Raw genomic sequence first — 14912 nt, 5'->3', positions numbered from 1 at the left:
GGGCGTTGAACTTGAGCCCCTCTCCCGCCGGGAGAGGGGTCGGGGTGAGGGTACGGCCAGTGCGTGGTGCACGCTCCGCCCGAACCCTCACCCGCCTGTCGGCACCCTCTCCCGGGGGGAGAGGGATTCGATCTTGGGACGTGCGGCAAGCATCACTTCACCGGCACGTCGTAGATCGTGTGCGGCGTGGGCTCGTCGGCCCAGGTGTAGTGCCACCACTCCAGCGGATAGTTCTTGAATCCTTCGCGCTCCATTGCCTTGCGCAGTAGCAGCCGGTTGGCGTGCTGTGCGGGCGGGACGTCGGCTGCATCGGTGTGCGCGCGCACGTCGAAGAAGTCGAAGTGCGTGCCCATGTCCAGTTCCCTGCAGTGGATGTCGCGGGCATCGCACCGCTCCATCGTGAGGTCGACGGTGCCGCCTCGGCTGTGGCCGGAGACCGGCGCGATGTAGTCGCCCAGCAGCACGCGCTTGTCCAGCCGCGGGTAGTGCTCGGCCTTGGTGCGTGTGTCGGCGAGGTCGTGCGCCCAGCGCACGAAGTGTGCGACGGCGCGGGCCGGGCGATAGCAGTCCCACAGCTTCAGCCGCTGGTGCTGCGCGCGCAGATCGTGCTCGACGCGCGCCAGCGCTTCGGCGACCGGGCGCTTGAGCAGGCACTTGGGTGCGAGATAGCCGTCCACCGGCACGCCGACGAAGTTGTCGTGGCCGGCGTACTTGATGTCCTCGGCGATATCGGGGACGAGCGTGCGGATGTCGACCAGGTCGGCTTCGGCGGCGGTGCGGGCGGGGGAGCGGGTGATCGCCTGGTCCGCGTGGGCTGCCGCGCAGACCATCGACAGCCACGCAATGGCGAGCAGCCGCATCGTGAGTCTTCCTCCGCTTGCGGGGGAAGGCGCCCGCAGGGCGGATGGGGGATGCCCGGAGCGGGTGCTCTCAAGCTCGAATGCCTTCCGCCAAAAGCGCCCCCATCCGCCTTTGGCGCCTTCCCCCGCAGGCGGGGGAAGGCGCGGGTTCTGGTCTGCGCCAGGAGTGGGGAGAGCGATTGGTTCGTAGCTCATGGGCAATCCCCAATGCGCTCGAAATGCAGGTCCTCGTAGTCCGAGCTGAAATCACCTAGCGGGTCGAGCTTGGCCATGGTGAGCGTGGGCGGCGAGCCGGCGTGCGGGTCGAGCCAGGCGTCGAGGTCGACGGCCGGGTCGTCCCAGTGCACCAGGTAGCGTTGCCCGAGTTGCTTCACGGTGCCATGCATGTGCGGCGACTTGCGCGATGCCCATTGCACGCTGTCTTTGCGCGGGCAAAGCGTGATTTCGCCGAACCAGGGATCGCGGTAGCGGCCGCTCCACGCGAAACTGCCCGGCGCGACCGTGGTGGCCGCGGACGTATCCGGCGCCCGCGCCGCGGCGGGGCGCTGCGCCGCCTCGTGGTCGAGCGCGTCGGCATACCAGGCCACGCCGTGGCCGTCGCCCGGTGCGGTGAAGTGCTTGGTCAGCACCTCGCCCAGCACGGTGCGCGCATCCTCGGCCTCGCCATTGATCATGAACACGAAGCCGCTCTTGCGGTCCGGCAGCAGCGCCAGCATCGAATACATGCCGCCGAGCGTGCCGGTGTGCCAGACCACCCACTCCCCGTCGACGTCGGCCATCCGCCAGCCGTAGCCATAGGCCATCACGTGAGTGTGGTCCCAGGCGCGGCGCTGATTGGAAACGGGGATCAGCATGTGCGGCGACTGCAGCACCTGGCGCTGGGTGGAGGAGAGCCACTGCAGCTGTGCCGGCGTGGGCGCCAGCCAGTTCGTTGCCCAGCTCAGCATGTCGGTGAGATCGCAGCGGATGCCGCCGGCGGCGTCGGAGGTGATCGCCGGGATAGTGGGCCCGTCCTGGCGCATCGGCAGGTTGTGGCCGTCCTTGCGATAGTGCGGCTGCGCGACATTGCCCACGGCATCGCGGTCCCATGTGCCCACCCGGCAACGCGAAAGGCCCAGCGGCGCGAACACCTCGCGCTGCATCAGCGTTTCGTAGGGTGCGCCGCCGGCCGCGGCGGCAACTTCGCCGGCGACCACGTAGAGCAGGTTGTCGTACTGGTACTGCGAGCGGAAGCTGTAGCCGGGCTTGATGTAGCGCAGGCCGTGGATGATGTCCGCCCGCGTGAAGGCATTGGGCTCGGGCCACAGCATCAGGTCGCCGCCGCCTTCGGGCAGGCCGCTGGAGTGGGTGAGCAGGTCGGCCACGCGCATGTTCTGCGTGACCCACGGATCGGCCATGCGGAAGTCGGGCAGGTACTTCGTGACCGGGTCGTCCCAGGCGAGCTTGCCCTCATCGACCAGGCGGCCGAGCAGCGCGGTGGTCATCGCCTTGCTGTTGGAGGCGATCTTGAACAGCGTTTGCGGGGTGATCGGCTGGCCGGAGCCCGCCACCGTCTCGCCGCGGGTGGCGGTGTAGACGATCCGGCCGTTCTCGATCACGCCCACGGCGATGCCAGGCAGGTGGTAGCGGGCGACGACGGCATCGACGATGGGGTCATACACCGGATCGGCAGGCTGGGCGATGGCACCGGTAGCCGCGAGCAGAAGGGAGAGGCACAGAGAGAGGCGAGCGCGCTTCTGGCTCCTCCCCCGGCTTGCAGGGGGAGGTTGGGAGGGGGTTGCTTGTCCGAAGCGAAAGGCACCCCTCCCCTGCCCTCCCCTGAGATGCAGGGGAGGGAGAAGGTCAGCGCTGCGCATCACGCTCCACCTCGCGCCACACGCGCAGCAGGTTACCGCCCCAGATCTTGGCGATGTCCGCATCGCTGAAGCCGGCGCGGCGCAGTGCGGCGGTGACGTTGCGGGTTTCGCTGGCGTCCTTCCAGCCGGTGATGCCGCCGCCGCCGTCGAAGTCCGAGGCGATGCCAACGTGGTCGACACCGGCGACGTCGGCGATGTGGCGGATCTGCCTGACGTAATCCTCGACCGTGGGCAGCGGAAATTTTTCCTGGATCTTCGCCATGCCCGCGGCCATCGCAGGCAGATAGTCGTGCTTGTCGCTGTCGTATTCCCTGTCGCCGGCCTGGTGCGCGACCTCGGCCTGCAGCTTCTCCTCCGCCGCTTCGCGTCCCGGGTCCTTCTTGAGGAATTCCTTGTAGGCCACCGCCTGGATGACGCCACCCTTGGCCGCAATGGCGCGCAGCAGGTCGTCGGGCAGGTTGCGCGGGTTATCGAGCACGGCGCGCGCGCCGGAGTGCGAGGCGATGATCGGCGCGCGCGAAGCGGCCAGCACGTCCCGCACGCAGGCGTCCGAAGCGTGCGAGACATCAACCATCATGCCAAGCCGGTTGGCGCGCGCCACCACCTGGCGGCCGAAGTCGGTGATGCCGTGGTCGCCGGCGCTGTTCATCGCCGGCTCGCCGTGCTTGGTGTCCGGCTGCGAACTGGTGCACAGGTCGTTGTTGCCCACGTGGACCAGGCCGACGTAGCGCGCACCGCGGTCGTAGGCAGCGTCCAGCCGATGCAGGTCGTGGCCGAGCGAATAGGCGTTCTCGATGCCGATCATCGCCGAGAGCAGGCCGGCCTTGCGGTTGGCCAGCACCTGCCCGGGCGAGGTCGCCGCGCGGATGCGGTCCGGATAAAGCATCAGCATGCGGCCGATCGCCTCATACTTCTGCTCGGCCTGGTCGACCGCCTTGGCATAGCCGGCCGCATCGAGCTTGTGCTGTGGGACCCAGATCACGAAGAACGCGGCGTCGAGGCCGCCACGCTGCATCTTGCCCAGGTCGACCAGCAGCGGCGTGTCGTGGCCGACGTCGAAGCGCGGCTCGCGCATGTAGGTGAACGGGATATCGACGTGGGTGTCGATGGTGATCGGCGGGTCCTGCTGCGCCTGCGCAGGCAGCGCGGCGGCGAAGGGCAGGGCGAGCAGGGCAAGGCGGGCAAGATTACGCATCGTCGACGGGTGTCCTCATGGCGTGGCCCAATCCTGCGCCGACTGTTCGCCGGCGACCATCTCCTCCAGGGTCTGCCGGCGACGGATGACCGCGTAGCGGCCATCGTCGAGCAGCACCTCGGCGGCGAGCGGGCGCGAGTTGTAGGTGGAGGCCATCGACGCGCCGTAGGCGCCGGTACCCTGGATGGCGAGCAGGTCGCCCGGTTCGCAAGCCGGCAGAACGCGTGCGCGTGCGAAGGTATCGCCGGTTTCGCAGACCGGACCGACCACGTCGTAGGTCGCCAGCGGCCGCGGCTCGGGCGACACCGGCACGATGTCGTGCCAGGCGTCGTAGAGGCTTGGCCGCTGCAGGTCGTTCATCGCTGCGTCCAGCACCAGGAAGGACCGTTCGGTGCCCTCCTTGATGCGCAGCACGCGGGTCAGCAGCACGCCGGCCTCGGCGACCAGGTAGCGGCCCGGCTCCAGCAGCAGGTGGCCATGGAAGCCGGCCAGCGCCGCGCGAACGACGCCGGCGAAATCGGCGGCGGCGATCGGCTCATCGTGGCCGGCGCGGTAGCGCACGCCCAGGCCGCCGCCGACGTCGATGCTGGCGATCGGGTGGCCGGCGTGGACCAATTCGCGCCAGAAGGACGCCACGCGATTCAACGCCAGCCGGAAGGGCTCCAGCTCGAGGATCTGCGAACCGATGTGCACGTGCAGGCCGTCCAGCCGCACGTTCGCCAGCTGCCGCCGCTCGGCGAACCAGCGGCGTGCCTCGGCGATGCTCACGCCGAACTTGTTCTCGGCGCGGCCGGTGGAAATCTTGGCGTGGGTGAGCGCGTCCACGTCGGGGTTGATGCGCACCGCGGCATTCGCCACCACGTGCCGCGCGGCAGCCACGCGCTCGATGGCGTGCAGCTCGTCCAGCGACTCGACGTTGAAGCGGGCGATGCCGGCGGCGAGTGCCGCGTCGATTTCGACGTCGGTCTTGCCGACGCCGGAGAACACGATGCGGTGCGCCGGGATGCCGGAGGCAAGCGCGCGCTGCAGTTCGCCGGCCGAGACGATGTCCGCGCCCAGCCCGGCGGCGGCCATCAACTCGAGGATGGCGCGGTTGGAATTGGCCTTGACCGCGTAGCAGATGGTGGCATCCAGGCCGTGCAGCGCCCGCTGGAGCTCGCCGATGCGCTGGCGGATCGCGTTCGCCGAGTAGGCGTACAGCGGGGTGCCCAGCCGTGCGGCCAGGGCGTGCAGGTCCACGCTGTCGAAGGTTGGTTGAGGATCGGGCACGAGGGCGTCGTGCCGGGGGGAAGCGGTCATGGGGATCATTCGCAGCGGCCCAAAAAAGACGGCCCGCGATGACCGCGGGCCGCCAGGCGGGGAGGGCCTTAGAAGTTCACGCTTACGCTCAACTGAGTGAAGCGCGGCGACTGGAACCCGATCGGCAGCCGGAAGGTGGCGTCGGTTTCATTGGAGATCGCACTTTGCAGGGTCTGGTCGACCTGCACGGTGCGTTGCTGGTTGAGCAGGTTGTAGACGGCCAGCTTCACGCGCAGATCGCCGCCGCCCTGGAAGGGCAGGATGTAGCTCAGGCTGGCGTCGAAGGTGTAGGTCCACGGCAGTCGGCCGTAGTCGCCGCGCGAGGAGTGCTGGTACACGCGTTCGGCGGAGTTGTCCGAATCGCAGTTCTCCACGCAGATGAAGTAGCTGTGGTAGTTGCTCGCATCGTACGGGTTGCCCACGCCGAAGCCGGTGATCGGGCCGCCGGAGTGGATGTCGGCGTTGGCACCGACCTGCCAGTGCGGGGTGATCGCGTAGGTGCCGCGCAGCTTGAGCTGGTGGCGACGGTCGTTGGGCAAGTAGCCGTTGCCGCCGAAGTTCACCCACGGATCGTCGAAGTTCTCGGTGCGGCCGGTGTCGTCGAAGTCGGTGTCGGAGTTGACCGGGCCTTCGGCATTGCCGCGGTTCCAGGCGAGCACGTAGGAGGCGTTGAACGACCACTTCTCGTCCCAGGCGCGGTCGAGCTGGAACTCAAGCGCGGTGTAGGTGCGCTTGGGTTTCACCCAGCCACGCTGGCCGATGTAGGTCATGATCGCGTCGCCGTCGGCGTCCACGCCGTCCTGGCGGTACATCGCCCAACCTTCCTTGGAGGTGTCCACGGTGAGGTAGCCATCGGCGTCGCCGTCGCAGTTGGTGTCGCCCCACACGGTCACCTTCTTGCCGGGGTTGGCCATCACCCAGCCGATGTAACCATCCTCGCCGCACTGTGAGGTGGCGCTGATCTCCATGTCGTCGATCGCGTTGTGCAGGCGGCGGTAGGTGGCGCTCACGCCCCACGACCAGCTGTTGTCGATCATCTGCTGGAAGCCGAGGATCGCCTCGTCCTGGTAGACCGGATCCATGTCGTGGTCGACCTCGGCGCGCAGGTCGCCGACGGTGCCGTCACCCTGCGAGGTGTCCACGTGGCTGCCCGGCAGCGCGTCGCCGACGATCGGCATGGCGTACTGGAAGCCATTGATCTCCTGCGTCTGCCAGCCGAGGAAGCGATGCGAGGAGCGCTCGTCCAGCAGGCCGCCGGCCTGCTTGATGTTGATCACGTTCGCCACGGGCAGGTAGTAGCGGCCCAGGTTGCCGAACAGCTTGGTGCTGCCGTCGCCCTTCATGTCCCAGGAGAAGCCCAGGCGCGGGGCGATCTGCTGGTCGATCTTGATGTAGCTGCGGCCGGCGGCGTCCTGGTTGTCGAAGCTGTCGTTGCGCAGGCCGCCGTTGAGCACAAGGTTCGGGGTGATCTGCCAGTTGTCCTCGATGTACCAGGCAGCGTTCTTGGTCTGGAAGTTGCCGGCGATCTCGTAGCGGCGCACGCGCACCCAGGCCTCGTCGCCCACGGGGACGCGGCCGCCGCCATCGGCATTGCCGACCTGGCCACCGGTGGGAACGGTGTACACGTTGTAGTAATAGCCGCCCGGGCCCGGATAGCGGCGCGCGTAGTCGGACGTGTCGACCTCGTGGTCATAACCGAAGCGCAGCAGGTGGTCGCCGAGCGTCCACTCGAAATCCGCGCGGTACTGCTTGCGGATGTCCTCGCGCGAGGCGACCTGCGAGCTGCTGGTGCAGCCCAGCGGCAAGTCACCCGGCAGCGGCACGCCGGCGCTCACGGCCACGCGGTTGCACTCGTTGTCCAGCTGCGAGCTGATGTCCGCCTGGCGCTGGTTGCGGCCGTACATCAGCTTCATCGACAGGTCGTTGGTCAGGTAGCTGGTCCAGGTCAGTGCCCAGTTCTTGCCGCCGGTGTTGGTGTAGACCTCGTTGGTCTTGGCGATGCGCCGGTCGTTGTCGAAGTCGTAGCTGTAGACGTCGCCGGTGTCCTTGTTCTTGTCCGAGAAGGCCATCAGCGACAGCGTGTTGTTGTCGGTGATGTTCCAGTCGATGGTGGTGCCCCAGAAGCCCTGGTTGGAGCTGTGGTCGGTCATCGTGGTGCCGACGTTGTCGGTGTTGTGCGGGCTGGCGCCGCGCGCTTCGTACATGGCGAAGAAGAACAGCTTGTCCTTCACGATCGGGCCGGACGCCCAGACGTTGGTCTTGATCAGCGAGTCCTGGTCGCGGCTGGCGGTGTAGTAGCGCTCGCCGTCGAAGTAGTAGTCATGCGCGCGCGAATGCCAGTTGCCCGGCTCCATGGTGATCTCGGCGCCGGCCTTGAACTCGTTGGTGCCCGAGCGCGCCACCGCGTTGACCACGCCGCCGGTGGTGCGGCCGAACTCGACCGAGTAGCCGCCGGTCTTGACCTGGAACTGGTCGTAGAACGCGAACGGCGCCTCGGAGAAGCCGTTGCGGTTGTAGAAGTCGGTGACGTTCAGGCCGTTGACGTAGAACGCGTTCTCGGCGATCGACGAGCCGCCGAAGGAGATGCCGCCGAAGCCGGCGTTGCCCTTGACCACGCCCGGCGCGAGCAGCGCCACGGAGGTGACGTTCTGGTCCACCGGCAGGCGCACCAGGTCGGCGCGCGAAACGATGGTGGCCGACTCGGTGGAACTGACGTCGATCACCGGCAGCACCGAGCTGGTGACGTTGATGGTTGCCAGGCTGGTCGCGTCGACCGCGCCCAGGTTCACCGTGGTGGTGGTGCCCAGCGCAACCGTCACGTTGCGGGTCGGGCCGACCTGCTGGCCGCCGCTGGTGGCGCTGATCGTGTACTGGCCCACCGGCAGATAGGGCAGGCGGTAGTTGCCCTCGTCGTCCGCGACGACCGAGCGGGTCAGGCCGGTATCCGGGCTGGTGACCGTCACGGTGGCGCCGGCCTGGGTGTGGCCGGCCACCGTGCCGTCGGTATTGGCCGCGTGCGCCGGTGGCGCGCCAAAGGCGACCAGCGCCAGCCCGAGCGCCGTGCCGAGCACGGTCCTGCGCATGTTCCAAACCTTGCTGCTCATTTCCCCTACTCCCCTCGACGCCGGGTCGATGTCAGTTGAACTTGTTGGTTACTTGTCGTTGCGTCCGTGCAGGAACTGCCAGTCGAAGTGGTAATCCCACTTGTCGAAATACAGATTGCCGCCGCGCCACTCGACCTCGCCGCGTTGCGAGTCGACCGTTTCGGAGCGCGGGAACTGCTTGGCCGGCACGAATGGACGGCTGTAGTCGTCGTTGAAGGCGATGCGGTACGCGTCCAGGCCGCCCAGGTAGAACCAGCGAAGGCGCGGATCGTCGCCGGCCTTCGGCTCGAGCTGGCCAAAGGTCACGTCGACCGGCACCCAGCCATAGGGCGCGAGATAGAGCTGGCCCCAGTCGTGGATGTTGTCGTAGTCGCCGTCGGAGAACATCCAGCCGGACTGCCAGCGCGCCGGGATGCCGTTGAGGCGCAGCAGGGTGAGCAGCAGCAGGGTCTGTTCGCCGCAGTCGCCGTGGCCGGCGTGCAGGGTGTAGTCGCTGATGTTGCTGATGGTGGAGTATTCGCGCGCGCCGGCCCAGGGAATGGCGTCCACCGCGGCGAAGAGCTTCTGCGCGATGCGGTAGGGGTTCTTCTCATCGCCCACCACCTTGCGCGAGAACGCGCGCAGGTCGTCGGTGAAGACGATGTGCGGCGCGCGTTCCTGCACGAAGGGTTCGAGCTGCGGCGTGATCGTGGCCGGGACCACCCTGGCCGGATCGATCGGATGCGATTGCGCGCGCAGGGTCAGCTCATAGGTGAGCTTGAACACGGTCGGCTGCCCGGCCCTGGCCGGTGCTTCCATGTAGGCGGTGCGCTGCAGCGTGTCGACCGGCGCCACGCGCGCGCCGGCCGGCTGGCTGGCGACGAAGTGGATGTCGTCCTGCTGGCCGGGGATCGCGCGCGGGTAGGGGATCCATGCCTTGACCGTCTCGCCGGCCGGCACCGCATTGGCGTCGACGGTGACCGTCTGGGTCACCCGCACGCGCATCGGCAGCACGCCGGTCTTGCCGCTTTCGACCGCCTCGCGGAAGGCGGCGCGATGGTGGTCGTTCAACAGTTCGTTCGGGCCGTTGGGCGGCAGCGCCGGCGCCGAGCGCCCACGGCGCGCACGCGCCTCGTCGCTGAGCAGGAAAAGGTTGGACGGGGCGCGGTTGAAATAGAGCGTGCGGCCGTCGATCACCATGTGTTCGAGCAGACCGGCGTGGTCCCAACGCGCGAACTCGGCATCGGTGAGGTCGGGGATCTGCTTGCGGATGCGTGCCTTGGCCTCATCCGCCGTCAGCGTGAAATCGAGCAGCATGCGATGCATGCGCTCGCGCTGGAACTGCAGCGCCTCACGCGCCTGCGGGGTCAGTCCCTGCTGTTCGAGTGCGGTATCGATCGCCTGGCGCGCGGCGGCAAAGTGACCGTGGTCGATTTGCGCGACGATGGCGGGCGGGCCTGGCGGTGGCAGGCTCGCCAGCGACGACGTCGCGCAGCAAAGCAGGCCCGCCAGCACGGTGCCGGCCAGCACGGTCCGCCGGCGCGCCGGTGCGTGTTTGCGTTGCTTGCCTGGCACCCTCGTCATTGCACGAACGCCCCCGCCAGTTGGCATCAAGGCCTTGTGTAACACGCTTGCAAAAGGTGGTCAATAATTTATGCTTCAGCTCAATGTATGAGGAATGGCATATTCCTGACACGACGCACGAGGGGTAGCGCGTGATCCACACGGTATGGCCGTACCTGGCCGTGATGCTGCTGGCCGCCGGCCTGTTTCCGGCGCTGGAGCGGCGCACCGGCTGGCGCGTGTTCAACGTGCTGCCGCCGATCGTCTTCACCTACCTGCTGGTGACCGCGCTGGCGGTGTCAGGGCTGTGGCAGGTCAACGAGGAAATCCGCACCGCGCAGTCGATGCTGGTATCGCACATGGTGCCGGCGCTGCTGTTCCTGCTGATGATCAACTGCGATCTGCGCGCGATCTTCAAGCTGGGGCCGCGGGTACTGGGCGTGTTCGCCTGCACCTCGATCAGCCTGTTCATCGCCTTCATCACCACCTTCCTGCTCTACAAGCGCTGGCTGCCGGGCGATGCCTGGCATCCGCTGGCGGCGCTGTCGGGCAGCTGGGTCGGCGGCACGGCGAACATGATCGCGGTCAAGCAGGCGATCGGCATGTCCGACCAGCACCTGGCGATGAGCCTGCTGACCGACGCGCTGTGCTATTCGACCTGGGTCGCGGTGCTGTTCGCGGTGGCGCGGCTGGCGCCGGCGTTCAACCGCTGGACCAAGGCAAAATCGACCGGCGACCTGCCGGTGGCCGAGGCGAAGGCGAGCGGGCCGACCACCTCCGACGCGGTGCTGCTGTGGCTGGGGCTCGCGCTGGCGGTCGCGGCGCTGAGCGCCTGGCTGGCCGGCTACCTGCCGACCTCGACCATGATCAGCGCCACGACCTGGACCATCCTGCTCGCCACCGCCGGCGGGCTGGTGGTAGCGCACACACCGCTGGCGCGCTATCCCGGTGCGGGCACCATTTCCAGCGCGCTGCTGATCAGCGTGGTGGCGGTGCTCGCCTCGCAGAGCAATTTCCACGGCATCGGCGCGGCGCCGCTTTACCTGCTCTGCGGCGTCACCGTCATCGCCGTGCATGCGGTGTTGCTGGTGGGTTTCGCCAAGCTGTTCCGGTTCGATCTCTATCTGTGCGGAATTTCCTCGCTGGCGCACATCGGCGGCGTGGCGGCCACGCCGGTGCTGGCGGCGAGCTATTCGCGCGCGCTGGTGCCGGTCGGCATCCTGCTCGCGCTGCTGGGTTACATACTGGGCACCGGCTTCGGCCTGCTGGTGGCGTCGATCATGTCGACGCTGGCGGGACCGTGAAGGCCATGAGGACCACGACCATGCGAACTGTTCTCCCTTCGGCGCTGCTGGCCCTGCTGCTGGCAGCCACGCCGCTGCATGCGCGCGACCAGGTTTCGACGCTGCCGGTGCCGCCCTCGGGCGTACTCGGCGTAGGCGAGGCGCAGCTCACCCCCGGGTTCTGGATCGGCCTGCAGCCGCAGCCGGACAAAGTGATCCTGAGCCGCCAGCAGATCGAGGCGCAGAACGCCAGGCTGTTCGCGCAGGACACCTCGATGCACGAACTGCGCAAGCTGCCGGCCACGCTCAGTGGCGCGCAGGTGCGCGGCTGGATCGAGGAGCTGGCCGATGCGCCGTCCAAGACGCTTTACGACGTCGATGGCAGGCCGGTGCCGGCTGCGACAGTGAAAGGCATCATCGATGCCCGCGCGCTGGACACCATCCCGGCCAGCCAGCCCACGCGCTACGGCATGGTGGTGCGCCGCGCCGCGCTGCGCACCTTCCCGACCACGCTGCGCGTGTTCCGCGAACCGGGCGATACCGACATCGACCGCTTCCAGGAGACCGCCGAGTTCCCGGGCACGCCGGTGGTGATCGCCCATGCCAGCCGCGACGGCCGCTGGTTGTTCGTGGTGAGCCCGCGCTACGCGGCCTGGACCGAGGCGAGCAACATCGCCGAAGGCGGCAAGGACGCGGTGTTCGGTTACGTCGACAAGACGCCGTACCGGGTCGTCACCGGCGCCAAGGTCCATACGGTCTACACGCGCGAAGCGCCGGCCGTCTCGCAGGTCGAACTGGACATGGGCACGCGCGTGCCGGTGCTCACCGACCTGGCCGCGGACCAGCCGGTCAACGGCCAGACGCCCTACGCCGCGCACGTGGTGGAGCTGCCGGTGCGCAAGGCGGACGGCTCGCTCGCCTTCAGTCCCGCGCTGATACAGAAGAACGCCGACACCGCGCCCGACTACCTGCCGCTGACGCCGCGCAACCTGATCACCCAGGCATTCAAGTTCCTGGGCGAGCGCTATGGCTGGGGCCATGCCTACGACGGGCGGGACTGCTCCGGCTTCGTCTCGGACGTCTATCGCTCGATGGGCCTGCAGATGCCGCGCAATACCTCCAGCCAGGGGGTAAGTCCGGCCTTCGCCAAGCAAACGTTCGGCAAGGACAGCACGCACGCCGAACGCCTGCGTGCGGCGGAGAGCCTCAAGCTCGGCGACCTGATCTACATCCCCGGCCACGTGATGATGTCCCTGGGCCAGTGGCAAGGGCAACCGTGGGTGATCCACGACGTGCTGGGCATGAGCTACCGCAAGGCCGACGGCTCCACGGCGCACGTCAAGCTCAATGCCGTTTCGGTGACGCCGCTGCTTCCGATGCTCTACGGCAAGGACTCCACCTTCATCGACCACGTCACCAGCATCGTGCGCATGCGGCCTTGAGCGTTCGTAGGGTGGGCTTCAGCCCACCACACGCCGCCGCGAACGGGCCGGTGGGCTGAAGCCCACCCTACGGACTACAGAAGACCAAGAACATCATGAAGATCACAGACATCCAGTTCGGTATGCTGCGGGTGCCCCTGAAGACACCCTTCAAGACCGCGTTGCGCACCGTCAACCAGGTCGAGGACATCGTGGTGATGGTGCACACCGACACCGGCCAGGTCGGCTACGGCGAGGCGCCGGCCACCGCGGTGATTACGGGCGACACGCACGGCTCGATTGTCGATGCCATCCGCCACTACATCTCGCCGCGGCTGATCGGCCAGGACATCGCCAACCTCAACCGCCTGACCCACCTGGTGCAGGGCTCGATGGAGAAGAACTCCAGCGCCAAGGCCGCGGTGGAGATCGCCCTCTACGACCTGTGGGGCCAGCTCTACGGCGCGCCGCTGTACAAGCTGTTGGGTGGCGGCGATCCGGTGATCACCACCGACATCACCATCAGCGTGGACTACATCGACAAGATGGTGGCCGATTCGGTGGCGGCGGTGGAGCGCGGGTTCGAGTCGCTGAAGATCAAGGTCGGCAAGGACATCGGCGTCGACATCGAGCGGGTCAAGGCGATCTATGCGGCGGTCGAGGGGCGCGCACTGCTGCGCCTGGATGCCAACCAGGGCTGGACCGCCAAGCAGGCCGTCTATGCGCTGCAGACGCTGGAAGAAGCCGGGATCAAGCTGGAACTGGTCGAGCAGCCGGTCAAGGCGCGCGACCTCGAAGGCATGCGTTACGTCACCGAACGGGTGCACACCCCGGTGATGGCCGATGAGAGCGTGTTCGGCCCGATGGAGGTGATCGAGCTGATCCGCATGCGCGCGGCCGACATCATCAACATCAAGCTGATGAAGACCGGCGGCATCTCCAACGCGATCAAGATCGCCGACATCGCCCAGTTGCACGGCATCGACTGCATGATCGGCTGCATGCTGGAGACCTCGATCAGCGTGGCCGCCGCCGTGCACGTGGCGGTGGCGCGCGCCGACGCGATCAGCAAGATCGACCTGGACGGCCCCTCGCTGGCGCAGTTCAACCCGGTCGACGGTGGGGTAATCTTCAACGAATCGGAAATCTCCGTGACCGACGCCCCGGGCCTCGGCATCCGCGAGATCAGGGGCCTGGAGAGGATCGCGGACTGATGTCCCCGCTGGTCAAAATCCGTTCGGAACGCGACCAGATGTCGGCGGTGGAGCGGCGCATCGCCGACTTCATCCTGGAGAATGCGCACCTGCTGCGCGACTACTCCTCGCAGCAATTGGCCAATGCGCTGGGGATCAGCCAGTCCAGCGTGGTCAAGTTCACCCAGAAGCTCGGCTTCAAGGGCTACCCGGACCTGAAGTATTCCGTCGGCGAGGCGATCGCGCGCGCCGACAACGGCGATGCACCGGCGATGGAGCGCGCCGGCAGCGGCCAGGAGGAGGGCCCCGGCGCGCTGTGGCGGCGCAAGTCGGAAGCCGAAGAGGCGACGCGGCTGATCAATCCGCCCGAAGTGATCGACACGATCGCCGCGGCGATCGAGCAGGCCGGGCGCGCCGGCAAGGTCTTCATCATCGGCCTGGGCGAGGACGACATCTACGCGCGCAACTTCGCGCTGCGGCTGTCGCTGCTGGGCATCCTCACGGTGCACAACTTCGACACCGCGCGGATGACTGCGAACGTCTCCGCCGCCGGCGCCGGCGACGTGCTGCTGGTGTTCTCCGAGCACGGCAACCATCCGGCGCTGTGCAAGATCGCACGCTACTTCCGCGAGCGGCGCGGGCAGGTGATCACCGTCACGCGGCACACCGCCAACCCGCTGCGCACGCTGGCCGACATCCAGCTGCTGGTCAGCGCGCACGACGAGCGGCCCTACATCCAGCCGCTGCTGTATCAGTCGGCGCTGCAGCACCTGCTCGACTGCGTGTTCGTGCTGCTGTGCGAAAGCCACGACGACCGCCATGCGCAGCTGCTGGCGAACCTGGAGCGAATCCAGTTGATGCTGGAGCCTTAAGGTGGCCGCGCAGACGTTCCCGGGGCTGCAGCCCTTGAGCCCCTCTCCCCCCGGGAGAGGGGTTGGGGAGAGGGTCCGCCCAGCGCGCGCACCCCGCTCCGCCCGGACCCTCACCCGCCTGTCGGCACCCTCTGCCGACGGGAGAGCGATTCGCCTTTGGGGGTTACGGCAGGCGCTTCGACTTCGGCCTGTGGCCTACGCTCAGCGCGACCGGCCAGGAAAAGCCGAACAGCGCAAGCGGGCATCGAAAACGTCATCGCAACCGTTCGCCCTGAGCGTAGCGAAGC

At 67.7% G+C, this 14912-nt stretch carries 10 protein-coding genes; 4 read left to right on the top strand and 6 right to left on the bottom strand.

What is annotated here, in order from left to right:
* Positions 1–152 precede the first annotated feature (152 nt).
* From J7I44_RS06420 to J7I44_RS06395, 6 genes are all read right to left on the bottom strand, one after another.
* A complete protein-coding gene (locus J7I44_RS06420; protein ID WP_209617632.1) occupies positions 153–860 on the bottom strand; it encodes a M15 family metallopeptidase in 708 nt (235 codons plus the stop codon).
* A gap of 191 nt (positions 861–1051) precedes the next feature.
* The gene (locus J7I44_RS06415) at positions 1052–2521 is read right to left on the bottom strand and encodes a serine hydrolase domain-containing protein (protein WP_209617630.1); all 1470 of its coding nucleotides are present in this window, start codon (positions 2519–2521) and stop codon (positions 1052–1054) included.
* Positions 2522–2702: 181 nt separating this feature from the next.
* Complete coding sequence (locus J7I44_RS06410; RefSeq protein WP_209617628.1) at positions 2703–3911, bottom strand: dipeptidase; 1209 nt, start codon at positions 3909–3911, stop codon at positions 2703–2705.
* Positions 3912–3926: 15 nt separating this feature from the next.
* Positions 3927–5219 (bottom strand): diaminopimelate decarboxylase, encoded by a 1293-nt coding sequence (lysA, locus tag J7I44_RS06405; protein WP_425599747.1) that lies wholly within the window; start codon positions 5217–5219, stop codon positions 3927–3929.
* A 59-nt stretch (positions 5220–5278) separates the two neighbouring features.
* The gene (locus J7I44_RS06400) at positions 5279–8314 is read right to left on the bottom strand and encodes a TonB-dependent receptor (protein WP_209617624.1); all 3036 of its coding nucleotides are present in this window, start codon (positions 8312–8314) and stop codon (positions 5279–5281) included.
* 48 nt (positions 8315–8362) lie between these two features.
* The gene (locus tag J7I44_RS06395; RefSeq protein WP_209617622.1) at positions 8363–9877 is read right to left on the bottom strand and encodes a transglutaminase-like domain-containing protein; all 1515 of its coding nucleotides are present in this window, start codon (positions 9875–9877) and stop codon (positions 8363–8365) included.
* A gap of 131 nt (positions 9878–10008) precedes the next feature.
* Here J7I44_RS06395 and J7I44_RS06390 point away from each other — a divergent pair, with 131 nt between their 5' ends.
* From J7I44_RS06390 to J7I44_RS06375, 4 genes are all read left to right on the top strand, one after another.
* A complete protein-coding gene (locus tag J7I44_RS06390; protein WP_209617620.1) occupies positions 10009–11160 on the top strand; it encodes a DUF819 family protein in 1152 nt (383 codons plus the stop codon).
* A gap of 20 nt (positions 11161–11180) precedes the next feature.
* Positions 11181–12581, top strand: a complete 1401-nt coding sequence (locus J7I44_RS06385; protein ID WP_209617618.1) for a C40 family peptidase — start codon at positions 11181–11183, stop codon at positions 12579–12581.
* Between the two features lie 95 nt (positions 12582–12676).
* The gene (locus J7I44_RS06380; RefSeq protein WP_209617615.1) at positions 12677–13774 is read left to right on the top strand and encodes a dipeptide epimerase; all 1098 of its coding nucleotides are present in this window, start codon (positions 12677–12679) and stop codon (positions 13772–13774) included.
* The gene (locus J7I44_RS06375) at positions 13774–14625 is read left to right on the top strand and encodes a MurR/RpiR family transcriptional regulator (RefSeq protein ID WP_209617612.1); all 852 of its coding nucleotides are present in this window, start codon (positions 13774–13776) and stop codon (positions 14623–14625) included. Before J7I44_RS06380 ends, J7I44_RS06375 begins: the two co-directional genes overlap by 1 nt.
* Positions 14626–14912: the final 287 nt, after the last annotated feature.

The organism is Frateuria flava, assembly GCF_017837635.1.
GTDB classification, from domain to species: Bacteria; Pseudomonadota; Gammaproteobacteria; order Xanthomonadales; family Rhodanobacteraceae; genus Frateuria_A; species Frateuria_A flava.
Note: the sequence above shows the minus strand (reverse complement) of the source record. Positions and strands in the feature narration are given on the sequence as shown.